Below are 18,451 nucleotides of genomic sequence, written 5' to 3' on the forward strand. Positions count from 1 at the left end.
AAAGCGGCGCCACCCGCGCTGTCTTATTCCGGTACGCTCCCTCCCTCATCCCGCACCCAAGACTTCAGAATTTAGAGAACAAGAGAGAACAGGGACCATATGTCCAGCGAATCCTCCTTCGGCCTCATGCAGATCGGCCTCGCCACCGCGGAAGACATCCGCGGCTGGTCTTACGGCGAGGTTAAGAAGCCGGAAACCATCAACTACCGCACGCTCAAGCCCGAGAAGGACGGCCTCTTCTGCGAGAAGATCTTCGGCCCGTCCCGGGACTGGGAATGCTACTGCGGCAAGTACAAGCGCGTGCGCTTCAAGGGCATCATCTGTGAGCGTTGTGGCGTTGAAGTCACCCGCGCAAAGGTCCGCCGCGAACGCATGGGACACATCGAGCTTGCCGCTCCCGTTACCCACATCTGGTACTTCAAGGGTGTTCCCTCCCGCCTGGGCTACCTCCTTGACCTGGCACCGAAGGACCTCGAGAAGGTCATCTACTTCGCTGCCTACATGATCACCAGCGTCGATGAAGCTGCCCGCCACGAGGAACTGCCCAACCTGCAGGTTGAGCACGACATCGAGAAGAAGCAGCTGATCGACAACCGCGACTCCGACATCGCTGCGATCGCCCGCGACCTTGAGGGCGAAATTGCCCGCCTTGAGGGTGAAGGCGCGAAGGCTGCCGACAAGAAGAAGGCACGCGACTCCGCCGACCGCCAGATGGCCAACGTGCGCAAGCGTGCCGACGCCGACATCGAGCGCCTCGAGCAGGTCTGGGACCGCTTCAAGAACCTCAAGGTCGCTGACCTCGAAGGTGACGAAGGCCTGTACCGCGAGCTGCGCGACCGTTACGGCATGTACTTCGAAGGCTCCATGGGTGCCGAGGCCATCAAGAAGCGTCTTGAAAGCTTCGACATGCAGGCCGAGTCGGACCTGCTGCGCGACATCATCGCCAACGGCAAGGGCCAGCGCAAGACCCGTGCCCTCAAGCGACTGAAGGTGGTCAACGCGTTCCTCACCACCAACAACAGCCCGCTTGGCATGGTCCTCGACGCCGTCCCCGTGATCCCGCCGGAACTGCGCCCCATGGTCCAGCTGGACGGTGGCCGCTTCGCGACCTCCGACCTCAACGACCTGTACCGCCGTGTGATCAACCGCAACAACCGCCTCAAGCGCCTGCTTGACCTGGGTGCTCCGGAGATCATCGTCAACAACGAGAAGCGCATGCTTCAGGAAGCTGTTGACAGCCTCTTCGACAACGGCCGCCGCGGCCGTCCGGTCACCGGACCGGGCAACCGTCCGCTGAAGTCCCTGAGCGACATGCTCAAGGGCAAGCAGGGCCGTTTCCGCCAGAACCTCCTCGGCAAGCGCGTCGACTACTCCGGCCGTTCGGTCATCGTCGTCGGCCCGCAGCTGAAGCTGCACCAGTGCGGCCTGCCCAAGCAGATGGCGCTGGAGCTCTTCAAGCCGTTCGTGATGAAGCGCCTGGTTGACCTCAACCACGCCCAGAACATCAAGTCGGCCAAGCGCATGGTTGAGCGTTACCGTCCGCAGGTCTGGGACGTGCTGGAAGAGATCATCACCGAACACCCGGTGCTGCTCAACCGTGCACCTACCCTGCACCGCCTGGGCATCCAGGCGTTCGAGCCGCAGCTTGTTGAAGGCAAGGCCATCCAGCTGCACCCGCTGGTTTGTGGCGCCTTCAACGCTGACTTCGACGGCGACCAGATGGCAGTCCACCTGCCGCTGAGCCCCGAAGCCCAGGCTGAGGCCCGCATCCTGATGCTGTCCTCGAACAACATCCTGAAGCCCTCTGACGGACGTCCGGTCACCCTGCCCTCGCAGGATATGATCATCGGCCTCTACCACCTGACCACCAAGCGCAAGGGTTCAGCTGGCGAAGGCCGCATCTTCGGTTCGGTTTCGGAAGCCATCATGGCGTTCGACGCCCGCGAGCTGCACCTGAACTCGCAGGTCAAGATCCGCCTCGAAGGCTTCGTGCCGTACGCCGGCTGGGAAGCTCCGGAAGGCTGGGAGCAGGGTCAGCCCGCGCTCGTCCAGACCTCCCTGGGCCAGGTCCTCTTCAACGAGACCCTGCCCGAGGACTACCCCTGGGTTGAAGCTGTTGCCGACAAGGGTGAACTGTCCCGCATCGTCAACGACCTCGCCGAGCGCTACCCGAAGGTCGTCACCGCGGCAACGCTGGACAACCTGAAGGATGCCGGTTTCTACTGGGCCACCCGTTCAGGCGTCACCGTCGCCATCTCCGACATCGAGGTTCCGGCTGCCAAGCCGGAGATCCTTGCCGGGTACGAGGAGCGGGCCGCCAAGATCCAGGGCCAGTACGACAAGGGCCTGATCGACGACGACGAGCGTCGCCAGGAACTGATCGAGATCTGGAACAAGGCAACCAACGAGATCGCCCAGGCAATGCGCGACAGCCTGTCTCCGATGAACACCATCAACCGCATGGTGTCCTCCGGTGCACGTGGTAACTGGATGCAGGTCCGCCAGATCGCGGGTATCCGTGGCCTGGTGGCCAACCCGAAGGGTGAAATTATTCCCCGTCCCATCAAGTCCTCCTACCGTGAGGGCCTGTCGGTTCTGGAATACTTCATCGCCACGCACGGTGCCCGTAAGGGTCTTGCTGACACCGCTCTGCGTACCGCCAACTCGGGTTACCTGACCCGCCGCCTGGTGGACGTCTCCCAGGATGTCATCGTCCGCGAAGAGGACTGCGGCACCGAGCGTGGCCTGGTCACGCCCATCGCCGTCGCCGATTCCAACGGTGAGCTGGTCCTGGACGAGAACGTCGAGAACAGTGCCTACGCACGTACGCTCGCCGTTGACGTCGTGGACTCCGAGGGCAAGGTCCTCGCAGCCGCCGGCACCGACTGCGGTGACGTGGTCATCGACGAGCTGTTCAAGGCAGGCATCACCGAGGTCAAGGTCCGCTCCGTACTCACCTGTGAGTCCAGCGTCGGCACCTGTGCACTCTGCTACGGCCGCTCGCTGGCCACCGGCAAGACCGTGGACATCGGCGAAGCCGTGGGCATTATCGCCGCACAGTCCATCGGTGAGCCCGGTACCCAGCTGACCATGCGTACGTTCCACACCGGTGGTGCTGTTTCCGCCAGCGGCGGCGACGACATCACCCAGGGTCTGCCCCGTATCCAGGAGCTCTTCGAAGCCCGTACTCCGAAGGGTGTCGCACCGATTGCTGAAGCAGCCGGCCGCATCACCATCGAAGAGTCCGAGCGCCAGATGCGCCTGGTCATCACACCCGATGACGGAACCGAAGAGATCGCCTACCCGGTCCTGCGCCGTTCACGCCTGCTGATCGAGGATGGCGACCACGTCACCGTCGGCCAGAAGCTGATCAACGGACCGGTGGATCCCAAGCAGGTCCTGCGCATCATGGGTCCGCGTGCGGCACAGAAGTTCCTGGTGGACGAAGTCCAGGGCGTGTACCGCAGCCAGGGCATCGGTATCCACGACAAGCACGTCGAGGTTATCGTCCGCCAGATGCTGCGCCGCGTCACGGTCATCGAGTCCGGCGAATCGGACCTGCTGCCCGGCGAGCTCGCCGAGCGCAGCCGCTTCGAGGACGCCAACCGCCGTGTTGTGTCCGAGGGCAAGACTCCGGCTTCCGGACGTCCTGAGCTCATGGGCATCACCAAGGCGTCGCTGGCCACCGAGTCCTGGCTGTCCGCGGCTTCCTTCCAGGAGACCACCCGCGTCCTGACGCAGGCGGCCATGGAAGGCAAGAGCGACCCGCTGCTCGGCCTCAAGGAGAACGTCATCATCGGTAAGCTGATCCCGGCCGGCACGGGCCTCCCGCGCTACACCGAGGTCACCGTCGAGCCCACTGAGGAAGCAAAGGCCAACCTGTTCACCGGCCCCAGCGCATTCAGTGACTTCTCGTACGACACCCTGGGTGGGGACGGAGCTCCTGAGTTCCACGCCATCCCGCTGGATGACTACGACCTGGGCAACGACTTCCGGTAACAGGCAGTCTTAGCCACGGGATGGTCCTTCACCGCAAGGTGGGGGACCATCCCTGCTTAACCATCGGCTGCTCCGTAACTGTCGTTTTGGGCTGTCAAAACGACAGTTACGGAGCAATCGATGGGGGAGTACGGCTCCGATTAAGGGGCAGGGGCCGTCCATGCTAGACTTGTTACCAATTGTTATTGTGGCAGTGGATGAGTGCGCCGGTTCCAGCCTTAGGGCTTGAACCAGAGCGACGTTTCCGGTTTGCAGGGTTCTTGTGCAACGTATGCCACATTTTTGCATGCCTAGGGACCGTTGAAGACGCGAGTCAGGTCATTCCCTGCGTATGCGATCCGACTATTAAGGCTTCGCCTTCGCCGCCTTGGAGATCTTCTTCAAGGCCCAGGCGGCGGGGCAACGCAAAGGAGAGTGGCCGGAAGCGGCCACTCCGGATAAAACGGAGAACACGAGAGTGCCTACGATTAACCAGCTGGTCCGCAAGGGCCGCACGCCTAAGGTCTCAAAGACCAAGGCTCCCGCGCTTAAGGGCAGCCCCATGCGCCGCGGTGTTTGCACCCGCGTCTACACCACCACCCCGAAGAAGCCGAACTCGGCTCTGCGTAAGGTGGCGCGTGTACGCCTCAACGGCGGCGTGGAAGTAACCGCCTACATCCCCGGTGTTGGCCACAACCTGCAGGAGCACTCCATTGTGCTCGTCCGCGGTGGTCGTGTGAAGGACCTTCCGGGTGTCCGCTACAAGATCGTCCGTGGCGCCCTCGATACCCAGGGTGTCAAGAACCGTAAGCAGGCACGCAGCCGCTACGGCGCAAAGATGGAGAAGAAGTAATATGCCTCGCAAGGGTCCGGCCCCCAAGCGGCCGCTCGTACTAGATCCCGTTTACGGCTCCCCGCTGGTCACCCAGCTCATCAACAAGGTGCTCGTTGACGGCAAGAAGTCCACGGCAGAGCGCATTGTTTACGGTGCCCTCGAAGGCGCCCGCGCCAAGTCCGGCGGCGACCCCGTAGCAGCCCTCAAGAAGGCCATGGACAACGTCAAGCCTTCCCTTGAGGTCCGCTCACGCCGCGTCGGTGGCGCCACCTACCAGGTTCCGGTTGAGGTCAAGCCGGGCCGCTCCACCGCCCTCGCACTGCGCTGGCTGGTTGGCTACTCCAAGGCCCGCCGCGAAAAGACGATGACCGAGCGCCTCCAGAACGAAATCCTGGATGCATCCAACGGTCTCGGTGCCGCTGTGAAGCGTCGCGAAGACACCCACAAGATGGCCGAGTCCAACAAGGCCTTCGCACACTACCGCTGGTAATACTCCCGGGCGCCGCCGGCTCAACCGAGCCGGCGGCGAACGCGTAGTCAATCCCAAAAGGAGACCCCGTGGCACAGGACGTGCTTACCGACCTTAGTAAGGTCCGCAACATCGGCATCATGGCCCACATTGATGCCGGCAAGACCACCACCACCGAGCGCATCCTGTTCTACACGGGTGTGAACCACAAGATCGGCGAAACGCACGACGGCGCTTCGACCACTGACTGGATGGAACAGGAAAAGGAACGCGGCATCACCATCACGTCTGCCGCCGTGACCTGCTTCTGGGAAAACAACCAGATCAACATCATCGACACCCCTGGCCACGTTGACTTCACCGTTGAGGTTGAGCGCTCCCTGCGCGTCCTCGACGGTGCCGTTGCCGTCTTCGATGGCAAGGAAGGCGTTGAGCCGCAGTCCGAGACCGTTTGGCGCCAGGCTGACAAGTACAACGTTCCCCGCATCTGCTTCGTCAACAAGATGGACAAGCTGGGCGCTGACTTCTACTTCACCGTAGACACCATCATCAGCCGCCTCGGTGCCAAGCCGCTGGTCATGCAGCTCCCCATCGGCGCCGAGAACGACTTCATCGGCGTTGTGGACCTGCTCTACATGCGTGCACTCGTGTGGCCCGGCGACGCCAAGGGCGACGTGACCATGGGTGCGAAGTACGAGATCCGCGAGATCCCGGCTGACCTCCAGGAAAAGGCCGAGGAGTACCGCGCGAACCTCGTTGAGACCGTCGCCGAGTCCTCCGAGGAACTCATGGAGAAGTACCTCGAGGGTGAAGAGATCTCGATCGACGAGCTCAAGGCCGGCATCCGCAAGATGACGATCAACTCCGAGCTCTACCCGATCTTCTGCGGCTCCGCGTTCAAGAACCGTGGCGTTCAGCCGATGCTCGATGCAGTCGTCGACTACCTGCCGAACCCCCTCGACGTCCCCCCGATGGTCGGCCACGATCCTCGCGACGAAGAGAAGGAACTGACCCGCAAGCCTTCTTCCGAAGAGCCGTTCTCCGCACTGGCCTTCAAGATTGCCGCGCACCCCTTCTTCGGCCAGCTCACCTTCATCCGCGTGTACTCCGGTCACGTGGAAGCAGGCGCCCAGGTGGTCAACTCCACCAAGGGCAAGAAGGAGCGCATCGGCAAGCTGTTCCAGATGCACGCCAACAAGGAAATGCCTGTTGAAGGCGCTACCGCCGGCCACATCTACGCAGCCATCGGTCTGAAGGACACCACCACGGGCGACACCCTGTGCGACTCCGCCAACCAGATCGTCCTCGAGTCCATGAGCTTCCCGGAGCCCGTGATCTCGGTTGCCATCGAGCCGAACACCAAGGGTGACCAGGAGAAGCTCTCCACGGCCATCCAGAAGCTCTCCGCTGAGGATCCCACCTTCCAGGTGTCCCTCAACGAAGACACCGGCCAGACCATCATCGCCGGCATGGGCGAGCTCCACCTGGACATCCTGGTGGACCGCATGCGGCGCGAATTCAAGGTCGAGGCAAACGTGGGCAAGCCCCAGGTTGCCTACCGCGAAACCATCAAGCGCGCCGTCGAACGCCACGACTACACGCACAAGAAGCAGACCGGTGGTTCGGGCCAGTTCGCAAAGATCCAGATCGCGATCGAGCCGCTGGACACTGCCGAGGGCGAGCTGTACGAGTTCGAGAACAAGGTCACTGGTGGCCGCGTTCCCCGCGAGTACATCCCGTCGGTTGACGCGGGTATCCAGGATGCACTGAACGACGGCGTCCTGGCCGGTTACCCGGTGGTCGGCATCAAGGCGACGCTGGTTGACGGCGCCTACCACGATGTTGACTCCTCGGAAATGGCCTTCAAGATCGCCGGCCGTATGGCTTTCAAGGAAGCTGCACGCAAGGCAAACCCGGTCCTGCTCGAACCGCTGATGGATGTTGAGGTCCGCACCCCTGAGGAATACATGGGTGAAGTTATCGGTGACCTCAACTCCCGCCGTGGCCAGATGCAGTCCATGGAAGATGCACAGGGCGTCAAGGTCATCCGTGCGCACGTTCCGCTGTCCGGCATGTTCGGCTACATCGGTGACCTGCGCTCGAAGACCCAGGGCCGCGCTGTGTACTCCATGACGTTCAACAGCTACGCCGAGGTCCCGAAGGCAGTTGCCGACGAGATCATCCAGAAGACCCGCGGCGAATAGTCTTCCGGACTGTTCGTAGCGAACAACCTCGGGTGTGCTTTCCGATTCCGGCAAGCGCAGCCGGTGCAGGTGGCCGGGTCCCGGCCGGAGCCATCCGGCCAAGCCGGTTCCGGCCATCTGCACGAACAGGCTCGAGGGACTAGTATTAGTTCCTGAATCTGCAATTTCACCAATCCAAAGCCCCCCAAGTAGACTTACCTGAGTTTCCGCCGCGACAAGCGCGGCTGAAGGGTATGTCATTTGAAAACGTTCTAGGAGGAACCTGTGGCAAAGGCAAAGTTCGAGCGGACTAAGCCGCACGTCAACATCGGCACCATCGGTCACGTTGACCACGGTAAGACGACGCTGACGGCCGCCATTTCCAAGGTGCTGTACGACAAGTACCCGGATCTCAACGAGAAGCGCGACTTCGCGTCGATCGACTCTGCTCCCGAAGAGCGTCAGCGTGGCATTACCATCAACATCTCCCACGTGGAGTACCAGACCGAAAAGCGCCACTACGCACACGTAGACGCCCCGGGTCACGCTGACTACATCAAGAACATGATCACCGGTGCTGCCCAGATGGACGGCGCTATCCTCGTGGTCGCCGCTACTGACGGCCCCATGGCACAGACCCGCGAGCACGTCCTGCTCGCCCGCCAGGTTGGTGTTCCCTACCTGCTGGTCGCACTGAACAAGGCCGACATGGTTGACGATGAGGAACTGCTGGACCTCGTTGAAATGGAAGTTCGTGAGCTCCTGAGCTCGCAGGGCTTCGATGGTGACGAAGCACCCGTGGTTCGCGTTTCCGGCCTCAAGGCCCTGGAAGGCGACCCCGAGTGGGTCAAGTCCGTTGAGGACCTGATGGCCGCAGTCGACGAGTCCGTTCCGGACCCCGTACGTGACCGCGACAAGCCGTTCCTCATGCCCATCGAGGACGTCTTCACCATCACCGGCCGTGGCACCGTTGTTACGGGCCGCGCCGAGCGTGGCACCCTCGCCATCAACTCCGAGGTCGAGATCGTCGGCATCCGCCCGGTCCAGAAGACCACGGTTACCGGTATCGAGATGTTCCACAAGCAGCTCGACGAAGCATGGGCCGGCGAGAACTGTGGCCTCCTGCTCCGCGGTCTGAAGCGCGACGATGTCGAGCGTGGCCAGGTTGTCGTCAAGCCGGGTTCCATCACCCCGCACACCGACTTCGAAGCCAACGTCTACATCCTCTCCAAGGACGAAGGCGGACGTCACAACCCGTTCTACTCCAACTACCGCCCGCAGTTCTACTTCCGTACCACGGACGTAACCGGCGTTATCACCCTGCCCGAGGGCACGGAAATGGTTATGCCTGGCGACAACACTGAGATGACCGTTGCGCTCATCCAGCCGATCGCAATGGAAGAGGGCCTCGGCTTCGCAATCCGCGAAGGCGGCCGCACCGTTGGTTCAGGACGCGTTACCAAGATCATCAAGTAATTCTTGTTGAACTGAAGAACAGCCCCGCTGCTACTGCAGCGGGGCTGTTCTTTTTGGTTAACCCGTCCCTGATACTGTTGCTTGACCGAAAGGAGCTCATCATGGGCTGGCTTATTTTCCTGATCATCGCAGTTGCCGTCGTCGCCGGGGTGTTCTGGGCCAAGAAGCACTTCCGCCACGAGATCGACCGCGCCAAGCGGATCAACCGGGCAAACAAGAACCTGTAGCTCGCGCCTCGCAGGACCGGAGCTATGCGTTGCGGGCTTTCCGCGCGCGGCTGAGGGACTGGTACCAGTAGAAGGACTCTTTCGGGGTTCTCTCCTGCGTCTTGAAGTCGACATGGATTAATCCGAATCGTTGGGAGTACCCGGCGGCCCATTCGAAGTTGTCCATCAGCGTCCACACGTAGTATCCGCGCAGGTCCACACCTTCTGCGATCCCGCCAGGGGCAGTTGCATCGAGGGCAGCCCCCAGATGCGTCGCCAGGTATTTCACCCTTTCCTCGTCGGCCAAAGTTCCGGAAACCGTGTCCGGTTCCGGGAAGCTGGCGCCTCCCTCGGTGATGTAGACCGGGGGCAGGGCCTGGCCGTAGCGGTCCTGGAGTTCCTTCAGGAGGACCCCCAAGTGATCCGGAGCCACAGGCCAGCCGAACCCGGTGCTGCTGTATTCCGGATAACCCACCTCGTGGAAAGGCAGCCTCGCGACGGCCTTATGTACGTCCGCCGGAATTGACGCTGTGCCGCGCCCCAGGGCAACCTTCACCGGGAAGTAGTAGTTGAGACCGTAGAAATCCAAGGGCTGGTGGATGGTGCGAAGGTCGGCGTCGGAAATTTTACCGATGGACCGGAGCCACGGCCGGGCGTACAGCGGAAGGGCAGGATAGCGGCCCAGCAGAACAGGATCTGCATAGATCCTGTTCATGAGCAGGTCATAGAGGTGCGCCACCAGCCGGTCGCCGAGCTTTCGGCTTGCCGGCCGGACTGGGGCATGCAGGTTGGTTACGCCGATGCCCCCGGCGACGCCGGCGGCGCGCAGGGCCTGCGCGCCAAGGCCATGAGCCAGCAGCTGGTGATGGATGGACGGAAGCGCATCGAACATCAGCGCATGGCCCGGGGCGTGGACGCCGAGGGCGTACCCGTTCAGGGTTACCGAGACCGGTTCGTTGAGCGTAACCCACTGGGCAACACGGTCCCCAAAACGCTCGCCTGCGGCGCTGGCGTAGTCGCCGAAGCGCTCGGCTGTCTCCCGGTTCAGCCAGCCGCCGCGGTGTTCCAGCGGCAGCGGCGTGTCCCAGTGGTACAGAGTGGCCATGGGAGAAACCCCGGCGGCAAGCAGCTGGTCCAGCAGCCGGTCGTAGAAATCGAGCCCCTCCTTGTTGAAGGCCCCACGCCCGTCGGGCTGGATCCGAGGCCAGGACAGCGAGAAGCGGTAGGAGTCCACGCCGAGCTCCCGGAGCAGCGCGACGTCCTCCGGCAGCCTGTTGTAGTGGTCGCACGCGACGGCGGGGGAGTGGCCATCCATGATGGTGCCGGGTTTCTCGGCGAAGGCGTCCCACCCTGACGGACCACGCCCGCCGTCGGCCAGTGCTCCCTCGATCTGGAAGGCCGCGGCCGCGACCCCCAGGGTGAACGACGGCGGCATGCGGCCCGCCAGTTCGGTCGCCGAATCGGTGCTCTCCAAAGTCATCCCCCTATCATCCATTCGGAAATCACCCGGGGCAATGGGGTCAGGCAGGACCGCGTGCAGGGGAGTGCCGAGGTACCGATTCGCTTCTGTCGCTAAATTCCGGCATACTAGATGAGTTGTTCAAGCGCTTCTTCGTGTCCCGATCCGGATAATGCCGGGTGTCAGGGTCCAAGTGGAAGACCAAACATAACCCACTCCCCATGGAATAGCGGATGTGTATGCGCGCCAAGCGCGACACGCCCGACCGCGGGGGTCGGTTGCGCCGGCAAGGTGAGGAACCCGGATTCATCCGGATTCAGTTTGTGCGGCGGGTGGTAGTTACGACTTCAAATGCTTCGGCAGCCATACAACACGTAAGTAAACAGAGCAGCATTTACTGAAAGAGAGTCAGGCGACATGGCGGGACAAAAAATCCGCATCCGGCTGAAGTCATACGACCACGAGGTCATTGACGTTTCAGCACGGAAGATCGTTGAGACGGTCACGCGCGCAGGCGCAACGGTAGTGGGCCCCGTGCCGCTGCCTACGGAGAAGAACGTGTACTGCGTCATCCGCTCTCCGCACAAGTACAAGGACAGCCGCGAGCACTTTGAAATGCGCACGCACAAGCGTCTTATCGACATCATCGATCCCACGCCGAAGGCTGTTGACTCGCTTATGCGTCTCGACCTGCCGGCTGACGTGAACATCGAAATCAAGCTGTAGGGAGGTGCTGAGAGACTATGACCGCAACCCGTAACGTAAAGGGCCTGCTGGGCACGAAGCTCGGCATGACCCAGGTCTGGGACGAGAACAACAAGCTCATCCCCGTCACTGTGGTCCAGGCAGATTCGAACGTCATCACCCAGCTGCGCAACGCAGAAGCTGATGGCTACGTCGCCGTTCAGATCGGCTACGGCCAGATCGATCCCCGCAAGGTCACCAAGCCGCTGGCTGGTCACTTTGAAAAGGCAGGCGTCACGCCTCGCCGCCACGTCGTCGAACTCCGTACCGCAGATGCTGCTGAGTACGAGCTGGGCCAGGAGCTCTCCGTAGAGGTCTTCGAAGCCGGCCAGAAGATCGACGTCATCGGCACCACCAAGGGTAAGGGCTTCGCCGGTGTTATGAAGCGTCACGGCTTCCACGGCGTTGGAGCTTCCCACGGTGCCCACAAGAACCACCGTAAGCCCGGTTCAATCGGTGGCGCATCCACCCCGAGCCGCGTCTTCAAGGGCATGAAAATGGCCGGCCGCATGGGCGCCGTTCGTCACACCACGCTGAACCTCACGGTCCACGCGGTTGACGTCGAGAAGTCGCTGCTCCTTATCAAGGGTGCCGTCCCCGGCGCCCGCGGCCAGGTCGTCCTCGTACGCACCGCCGTGAAGGGAGCCTAGTCCAATGGCTAACACTGTCCAGGTTGACCTGCCTGCAGAGATCTTCGACGTTCAGACCAACGTGCCGCTGCTGCACCAGGTTGTCGTTGCCCAGCTCGCTGCTGCTCGCCAGGGTACCCACAAGACCAAGACCCGCGCTGAAGTTTCCGGTGCAGGACGCAAGCCGTTCAAGCAGAAGGGCACCGGCCGCGCCCGTCAGGGTTCCATCCGTGCTCCTCACATGACCGGCGGTGGCGTTGTCCACGGTCCCACCCCGCGTGACTACAGCCAGCGCACCCCCAAGAAGATGATTGCTGCTGCACTTCGCGGCGCTCTGTCTGACCGGGCACGCAACGGCCGTATCCACGTCGTCGCAGAGCTGGTTGAAGGCACCAAGCCCTCCGCCAAGGCTGCACTCGCAGCACTGCGCGTTGTTTCCGACCGCAAGAACCTGCTGGTCGTCATCGAGCGCGCCAACGATGTTGCTGCACTGTCCGTGCGCAACCTCGCCGGAGTTCACGTTCTGTACGCAGACCAGCTGAACACCTACGACGTTCTCGTCTCTGATGACGTTGTCTTCACCAAGGCTGCCTACGACGCATTCGTTGCCGGCAAGGCAGTGGCAAAGAATGAGGAGGATGCCAAGTGAGTGCAGCCACCATCAAGGATCCCCGCGACGTCGTGCTTGCACCCGTCGTGTCGGAAAAGAGCTACGGCCTGATCGACGAGGGCAAGTACACCTTCCTGGTGGACCCCCGTTCGAACAAGACCGAGATCAAGCTGGCCGTGGAGAAAATCTTCTCCGTCAAGGTCGACTCGATCAACACCATCAACCGTGCCGGTAAGCGCAAGCGCACCAAATTCGGATGGGGTACCCGCAAGAACACCAAGCGTGCGATTGTCACCCTCAAAGAAGGCACCATCGACATCTTCGGCGGTCCGCTCTCGTAGCGGAGACCACTTTAACGAGGAAATAAATTATGGGAATCCGTAAATACAAGCCGACTACCCCGGGCCGTCGTGGCTCGAGCGTAGCGGACTTCACCGAAATCACGCGGTCGACGCCGGAAAAGTCGTTGGTACGTCCGCTGCCCAAAAAGGGCGGCCGTAACAACACCGGTAAGATCACCACCCGTCACAAGGGTGGCGGACACAAGCGCCAGTACCGTCTGATCGACTTCCGTCGTCACGACAAGGACGGCGTGGACGCCCGCGTTGCTGAAATTGAGTACGATCCGAACCGTACGGCTCGCATCGCCCTCCTGCACTACGTTGATGGCACCAAGCGTTACATCATCGCCCCGAGCAAGCTGTCCCAGGGTGACTTCGTAGAGGCCGGCGCCAACGCTGACATCAAGCCTGGCAACAACCTGCCCCTGCGCAACATCCCGGTGGGTACCGTTATCCACGCAGTTGAACTGCGTCCGGGTGGCGGCGCCAAGATGGGCCGCTCCGCCGGCGCATCGATCCAGCTCGTTGCAAAGGAAGGCCGTTTCGCCCAGCTGCGCCTGCCTTCCGGCGAAATCCGCAACGTTGACGTGCGCTGCCGCGCAACCGTCGGCGAGGTCGGCAACGCCGAGCAGTCGAACATCAACTGGGGCAAGGCCGGCCGCATGCGCTGGAAGGGCGTCCGCCCGACCGTCCGTGGTGTCGCCATGAACCCGGTTGACCACCCGCACGGTGGTGGTGAGGGTAAGACGTCCGGTGGACGTAACCCCGTCAACCCCAACGGTCAGCGGGAAGGCCGCACCCGCCGCCCCAACAAAGAGAGCGACAAGCTTATTGTTCGTCGCCGTCGTACTGGCAAGAACAAGCGATAGGAGCCTGGACACATGCCACGCAGCCTGAAAAAAGGTCCTTTCGTCGACCAGCACCTCTTTGTGAAGGTAGCCAGGGAAAACGAAAAGGGCACCAAGAACGTCATCAAGACCTGGTCCCGCCGTTCGATGATCATCCCCGACATGCTCGGACACACGATCGCCGTACACGACGGACGCAAGCACATCCCGGTGTTTGTCACTGAGTCGATGGTCGGGCACAAGCTCGGCGAATTCGCTCCCACGCGGACATTCCGCGGCCATGTCAAGGACGACCGTAAGGGCAAGCGCCGCTAGGCGCCTGCACTTACGTCAAAGACGAGAGAAGGAAAGCAATGGAAGCCAAGGCAATTGCGCGCCACATCCGCGTAACGCCTATGAAGGCCCGGCGCGTCGTCAACCTTGTTCGTGGATTGCAAGCGAATGAGGCTCTGGCAATTCTGAAGTTTGCCCCCCAGGCAGCTTCAGAGCCGGTATTCAAGGTAGTACAGTCGGCAATCTCCAACGCCCGGGTCCTCGCGGACCGCGATGGCGTGGCGTTTGACGAAGGTGACCTCATCATCAGCGAAGCGTTTGTTGATGAAGGCCCGACCATGAAGCGGTTCCAGCCGCGTGCCCAGGGTCGCGCATTTCAGATCAAGAAGCGCACGAGCCACATCACCGTGGTAGTCGCTACCCCGGAGAAAGAGGAGGCTCGCTAAGTGGGACAGAAAGTAAACCCGCACGGGTTCCGACTCGGCATCACCACCGATCACGTATCGCACTGGTTCGCTGACAGCACCAAGGCCGGCCAGCGGTACAAGGACTTCGTTCGCGAAGACATCCGCATCCGCCAGCTCATGTCCACGGGCATGGAGCGCGCCGGTATCGCCAAGGTTGAGATCGAGCGCACCCGTGACCGCGTCCGCGTGGATATCCACACGGCCCGTCCCGGCATCGTCATTGGCCGCCGTGGAGCAGAAGCAGACCGCATCCGCGGCGAGCTCGAAAAGCTCACCGGCAAGCAGGTCCAGCTGAACATCCTCGAGGTCAAGAACCCCGAGATGGAAGCACAGCTTGTTGCCCAGGGCGTTGCTGAGCAGCTGACTTCACGTGTGGCATTCCGCCGCGCCATGAAGAAGGCCATGCAGTCCGCGCAGCGTGCAGGTGCCAAGGGCATCCGTATCGCCTGCTCCGGTCGACTGGGTGGCGCTGAAATGTCCCGCTCGGAGTTCTACCGCGAAGGCCGTGTGCCCCTGCACACCCTCCGCGCGAACATCGACTACGGCTTCTACGAAGCCAAGACCACCTTCGGCCGCATCGGCGTGAAGGTCTGGATCTACAAGGGTGACGTCACCGCCAAGGAACTGGCCCAGCAGGCCGCTTCCGCCCCGTCCCGCGGACGCTCCGGCGACCGTCCGGGCCGCCCGGGTGGCGCTGACCGTGGTGACCGCCGCCGTCGCAACGACCGCCCGGCCGCTGACGCAGCTCCTGCTGCCGAAGCACCGGCAGTTGAGGCAGCACCTGCTGCTGCAGAAGGAGGACAGGCTTAAATGCTTATCCCACGTCGAGTCAAGCACCGTAAGCAGCACCACCCGGGTCGTTCCGGCGCTGCTACGGGCGGTACCAAGGTCTCCTTCGGTGAGTACGGCATCCAGGCCCTGAGCCCGGCATACGTCACCAACCGTCAGATCGAGTCTGCCCGCATCGCGATGACCCGCCACATCAAGCGTGGCGGCAAGGTCTGGATCAACATCTACCCGGACCGTCCCCTGACCAAGAAGCCTGCCGAAACCCGCATGGGTTCCGGTAAGGGTTCACCGGAATGGTGGGTCGCAAACGTTAAGCCGGGCCGGGTTCTCTTCGAGATCTCCGGTGTCGAGGAATCGGTAGCCCGCGAGGCACTGCGCCTGGCAATCCACAAGCTCCCGTTGAAGGCACGCATTCTGCGTCGCGAAGGTGGTGAATAGAAATGGCAGTAGGATCCAAGGATCTGGCTCCCGCACAGCTGGACGGTTTCGACAACGAGCGTCTCGTTGAAGAACTCCGCAAGGCCAAGGAAGAGCTGTTCAACCTGCGTTTCCAGTCCGCCACCGGACAGCTGGAGAACCACGGTCGTCTGCGCGCGGTAAAGAAGGACATCGCCCGCATCTACACCGTTCTCCGTGAGCGCGAGCTGGGCATTCGTGCCGAGGTTGCCGCACCGGTTGTGGAAGCCAAGGAAGAAAAGAAGTCCAAGAAGGCAGCAACCAAGAAGGCCCCCAAGGCTGAGACGGTTGAGACCGAGGAGGATGCCAAGTGAGTGAAAAGGACGAGAACGTGACGGAAACTGCTACCGCAGCCACGGCTGAGCAGCGCGGTTACCGCAAGACGCGTCGCGGCTACGTGGTCTCTGACAAGATGGAAAAGACCATCGTTGTTCAGGTTGAGGATCGCGTGAAGCACGCCCTGTACGGCAAGGTCATCCGCCGTACCTCCAAGGTCAAGGCACACGATGAGAACAACACCGCCGGCATCGGCGACCTTGTTGTCATCGCCGAGACCCGTCCGCTGTCCGCCACCAAGAACTGGCGGCTCGTGGAAATCCTCGAGAAGGCCAAGTAGCACCTGCTGCTTAGCTGGAGGCCCCTGCTCCCTTCCGGGAGCGGGGGCTTCCTCGCGTTAAAGGGCGGCCTGCCGTCACACTGGCCCGGTTTTTGGGGCTTGCACGACGGCGGCGCCGCGGTTTCGCGGGGGAGTGGCACCAAAAGTGGGCCAGAAGGCTGCCGTACGTGGCGCCGTCGTTCCCCTCCCCGACGCTCTCTCACTTGATGTCGGTTTTCGGCGGACGCTCTCTCACCTCGCCGCCGAAAGTGAGAGAGCGTCGCCAGAAAACACGCATCAAGTGAGAGAGCGTCCGACGGCGGTGGGGCGGCTTCCGGGGGAGCGGCAGCAGACGCGGGACGTCTGCCGTGCGTGACGCTGTCGTCCGTCTTGCGGGGAGCGGCGCCGGGTGATATTGGGACTGACCGGAACTGTGCTAAGATTTTGAGTTTGTATGGCGCCTTTCGTGCGCCGTCATCAACCTCGTAAACAAGCGTGCCACGGCATAGTGCCCCCTTGCGCCCAGGACCAGTCCTGGACCGGATGGGAGCAACTGCTTCTGGCACGGGAGTTTAGGCCTGGTCTGGCAAAATCCAGGCAGGTCAAGAGACACCCCGATCAACCGTTCCGCAAGGCTCATTCCGTAGGAAGATTTTCGGTCTGAGAACCGGCGCGACGCAAGGAGTAAATAGTGATTCAGCAGGAGTCGCGACTCAAGGTCGCCGACAACACGGGTGCTAAGGAAATCCTTACCATTCGCGTTCTCGGTGGATCTGGCCGTCGCTACGCAGGCATCGGTGACGTCATTGTCGCCACCGTCAAGGATGCAATCCCGGGCGGCAACGTAAAGAAGGGCGATGTTGTCAAGGCAGTCATCGTCCGTACCAAGAAGGAACGCCGCCGTGCGGATGGTTCCTACATCAAGTTTGACGAGAACGCAGCTGTGATCCTGAAGGGTGACGGTGACCCCCGCGGTACCCGTATCTTCGGACCGGTTGGTCGTGAACTGCGTGACAAGAAGTTCATGAAGATCGTTTCTCTGGCTCCGGAGGTGCTCTAGTCCATGGCTGCAAAGATCAAGAAGGGTGACCTGGTTCAGGTCATCACTGGCGCCAAGGCTGAGCGCGGCGGCGACCGCGGCAAGCAGGGCAAGGTCCTGCGCGTCTTCACCGACACCAACCGCGTGTTGGTCGAAGGCATCAACCGCGTAACCAAGCACACCAAGGTCGGTCAGTCGCAGCGCGGCACCAAGACCGGTGGCATCGAGGTTGTTGAAGCCCCGATCCACATCTCCAACGTGGCTCTGGTTGACCCGTCCACCAAGAAGCCCACCCGCGTTGGCTTCCGCACTGAAACCGTTGAGCGTAACGGCAAGAAGCGCGAAGTCCGCATCCGCGTGGCCAAGAGCTCAGGGAAGGACATCTAATGACTGAGACTCTCGAGACTCCGGCAACGAAGATCGTTCCTCGTCTGAAGACCAAGTACGCAGAATCCATCAAGAGCACGCTCATTGAGGAATTCAAGTACCAGAACGTCAACCAGGTTCCCCGCCTCGTGAAGGTCGTTGTGAACATGGGTGTTGGAGATGCCGCCAAGGACTCCAAGCTGATCGACGGCGCCGTCCGCGACCTCACCCAGATCACCGGCCAGAAGCCGCAGGTAACCAAGGCCCGCAAGTCGATCGCACAGTTCAAGCTGCGCGAAGGCATGCCCATCGGTGCACACGCTACCCTGCGTGGCGACCGCATGTGGGAATTCCTGGATCGTCTTGTCACCCTGGCGCTGCCCCGAATCAGGGACTTCCGCGGTCTCTCCGGCAAGCAGTTCGATGGCAACGGCAACTACACCTTCGGTCTGACCGAGCAGGTTATGTTCCACGAAATCGACCAGGACAAGATCGACCGCGTCCGCGGTATGGACATCACGGTTGTTACCACTGCCAAGACCGATGACGAAGGCCGCGCGCTGCTCAAGGCGCTTGGTTTCCCGTTCAAGGCCGAAGACTAATCTAACTACGTAAAAGGTCCGGCGGCATGGCTTCTGACTCCGGTCAGCTGGCAGCACCGCGGAAACCGTTACGAGGAAGGGCACGA

At 61.9% G+C, this 18,451-nt stretch carries 21 protein-coding genes; 20 read left to right on the forward strand and 1 reads right to left on the reverse strand.

Translation table 11 applies throughout. The features are described 5' to 3' along the window. Positions 1-99 precede the first annotated feature (99 nt). The 6 genes from ACIQF4_RS00770 to ACIQF4_RS00795 all read left to right on the forward strand — a co-directional run bounded on the left by ACIQF4_RS00770 (position 100) and on the right by ACIQF4_RS00795 (position 9,168). Entirely contained in the window at positions 100-3,999 is a 3,900-nt protein-coding gene (locus ACIQF4_RS00770; RefSeq protein WP_174176741.1) for a DNA-directed RNA polymerase subunit beta', read from the forward strand. Between the two features lie 457 nt (positions 4,000-4,456). Next, the gene (rpsL, locus tag ACIQF4_RS00775) at positions 4,457-4,831 is read left to right on the forward strand and encodes a 30S ribosomal protein S12 (protein WP_009358312.1); all 375 of its coding nucleotides are present in this window, start codon (positions 4,457-4,459) and stop codon (positions 4,829-4,831) included. Between the two features lies 1 nt (position 4,832). Next, positions 4,833-5,303 (forward strand): 30S ribosomal protein S7, encoded by a 471-nt coding sequence (rpsG, locus tag ACIQF4_RS00780; protein WP_026531948.1) that lies wholly within the window; start codon positions 4,833-4,835, stop codon positions 5,301-5,303. Between the two features lie 68 nt (positions 5,304-5,371). After that, complete coding sequence (fusA, locus tag ACIQF4_RS00785) at positions 5,372-7,486, forward strand: elongation factor G (RefSeq protein ID WP_102975114.1); 2,115 nt, start codon at positions 5,372-5,374, stop codon at positions 7,484-7,486. A gap of 264 nt (positions 7,487-7,750) precedes the next feature. Continuing rightward, positions 7,751-8,941: an elongation factor Tu gene (gene tuf / locus ACIQF4_RS00790; protein WP_056334246.1), complete on the forward strand. Its 1,191-nt coding sequence runs from the start codon at positions 7,751-7,753 to the stop codon at positions 8,939-8,941. A gap of 101 nt (positions 8,942-9,042) precedes the next feature. Continuing rightward, a complete protein-coding gene (locus tag ACIQF4_RS00795) occupies positions 9,043-9,168 on the forward strand; it encodes a hypothetical protein (protein ID WP_350002075.1) in 126 nt (41 codons plus the stop codon). Between the two features lie 22 nt (positions 9,169-9,190). Here the strand turns inward: ACIQF4_RS00795 and ACIQF4_RS00800 are convergent, their stop codons facing one another. Next, positions 9,191-10,627, reverse strand: coding sequence for a GH1 family beta-glucosidase (locus tag ACIQF4_RS00800; RefSeq protein WP_400516293.1), 1,437 nt, complete (start codon positions 10,625-10,627; stop codon positions 9,191-9,193). A 396-nt stretch (positions 10,628-11,023) separates the two neighbouring features. On the opposite strand from ACIQF4_RS00800, the gene rpsJ reads away from it, so the two are divergent. From rpsJ to rplE, 14 genes are all read left to right on the forward strand, one after another. Beyond that, positions 11,024-11,332 (forward strand): 30S ribosomal protein S10, encoded by a 309-nt coding sequence (gene rpsJ / locus ACIQF4_RS00805; protein WP_003803825.1) that lies wholly within the window; start codon positions 11,024-11,026, stop codon positions 11,330-11,332. 17 nt (positions 11,333-11,349) lie between these two features. Next, positions 11,350-12,000: a 50S ribosomal protein L3 gene (gene rplC, locus ACIQF4_RS00810; protein ID WP_013601833.1), complete on the forward strand. Its 651-nt coding sequence runs from the start codon at positions 11,350-11,352 to the stop codon at positions 11,998-12,000. A gap of 4 nt (positions 12,001-12,004) precedes the next feature. Then, positions 12,005-12,628, forward strand: coding sequence for a 50S ribosomal protein L4 (gene rplD / locus ACIQF4_RS00815; protein WP_400516294.1), 624 nt, complete (start codon positions 12,005-12,007; stop codon positions 12,626-12,628). Beyond that, positions 12,625-12,930 carry a 50S ribosomal protein L23 gene (gene rplW, locus ACIQF4_RS00820; RefSeq protein ID WP_102975110.1) on the forward strand — a complete coding sequence of 102 codons (306 nt, stop codon included), beginning with the start codon at positions 12,625-12,627 and terminating at the stop codon, positions 12,928-12,930. Before rplD ends, rplW begins: the two co-directional genes overlap by 4 nt. 29 nt (positions 12,931-12,959) lie before the next feature. Beyond that, complete coding sequence (gene rplB / locus ACIQF4_RS00825; RefSeq protein WP_400516295.1) at positions 12,960-13,799, forward strand: 50S ribosomal protein L2; 840 nt, start codon at positions 12,960-12,962, stop codon at positions 13,797-13,799. 12 nt (positions 13,800-13,811) lie between these two features. Next, positions 13,812-14,093, forward strand: coding sequence for a 30S ribosomal protein S19 (gene rpsS / locus ACIQF4_RS00830; protein WP_003803803.1), 282 nt, complete (start codon positions 13,812-13,814; stop codon positions 14,091-14,093). A gap of 38 nt (positions 14,094-14,131) precedes the next feature. Then, positions 14,132-14,497 carry a 50S ribosomal protein L22 gene (gene rplV / locus ACIQF4_RS00835; protein ID WP_009358304.1) on the forward strand — a complete coding sequence of 122 codons (366 nt, stop codon included), beginning with the start codon at positions 14,132-14,134 and terminating at the stop codon, positions 14,495-14,497. Then, positions 14,498-15,328 (forward strand): 30S ribosomal protein S3, encoded by an 831-nt coding sequence (gene rpsC / locus ACIQF4_RS00840; protein ID WP_079596673.1) that lies wholly within the window; start codon positions 14,498-14,500, stop codon positions 15,326-15,328. It begins immediately after the preceding gene. Then, positions 15,329-15,745 carry a 50S ribosomal protein L16 gene (rplP, locus tag ACIQF4_RS00845; RefSeq protein ID WP_013601829.1) on the forward strand — a complete coding sequence of 139 codons (417 nt, stop codon included), beginning with the start codon at positions 15,329-15,331 and terminating at the stop codon, positions 15,743-15,745. It begins immediately after the preceding gene. A gap of 2 nt (positions 15,746-15,747) precedes the next feature. Continuing rightward, complete coding sequence (gene rpmC, locus ACIQF4_RS00850) at positions 15,748-16,077, forward strand: 50S ribosomal protein L29 (RefSeq protein WP_102975107.1); 330 nt, start codon at positions 15,748-15,750, stop codon at positions 16,075-16,077. After that, the gene (gene rpsQ, locus ACIQF4_RS00855; RefSeq protein ID WP_013601827.1) at positions 16,074-16,379 is read left to right on the forward strand and encodes a 30S ribosomal protein S17; all 306 of its coding nucleotides are present in this window, start codon (positions 16,074-16,076) and stop codon (positions 16,377-16,379) included. Before rpmC ends, rpsQ begins: the two co-directional genes overlap by 4 nt. Positions 16,380-17,049: 670 nt before the next feature. Beyond that, positions 17,050-17,418, forward strand: coding sequence for a 50S ribosomal protein L14 (gene rplN / locus ACIQF4_RS00860; protein ID WP_009358299.1), 369 nt, complete (start codon positions 17,050-17,052; stop codon positions 17,416-17,418). 3 nt (positions 17,419-17,421) lie between these two features. Continuing rightward, positions 17,422-17,784 (forward strand): 50S ribosomal protein L24, encoded by a 363-nt coding sequence (gene rplX / locus ACIQF4_RS00865; RefSeq protein WP_188809610.1) that lies wholly within the window; start codon positions 17,422-17,424, stop codon positions 17,782-17,784. Beyond that, positions 17,784-18,365, forward strand: coding sequence for a 50S ribosomal protein L5 (rplE, locus tag ACIQF4_RS00870; protein WP_102975105.1), 582 nt, complete (start codon positions 17,784-17,786; stop codon positions 18,363-18,365). Before rplX ends, rplE begins: the two co-directional genes overlap by 1 nt. The last annotated feature ends 86 nt before the right edge of the window (positions 18,366-18,451 follow it).

The organism is Pseudarthrobacter sp. NPDC092202 (genome assembly GCF_044755505.1).
In the GTDB taxonomy this organism is placed as follows: Bacteria; Actinomycetota; Actinomycetes; order Actinomycetales; family Micrococcaceae; genus Arthrobacter.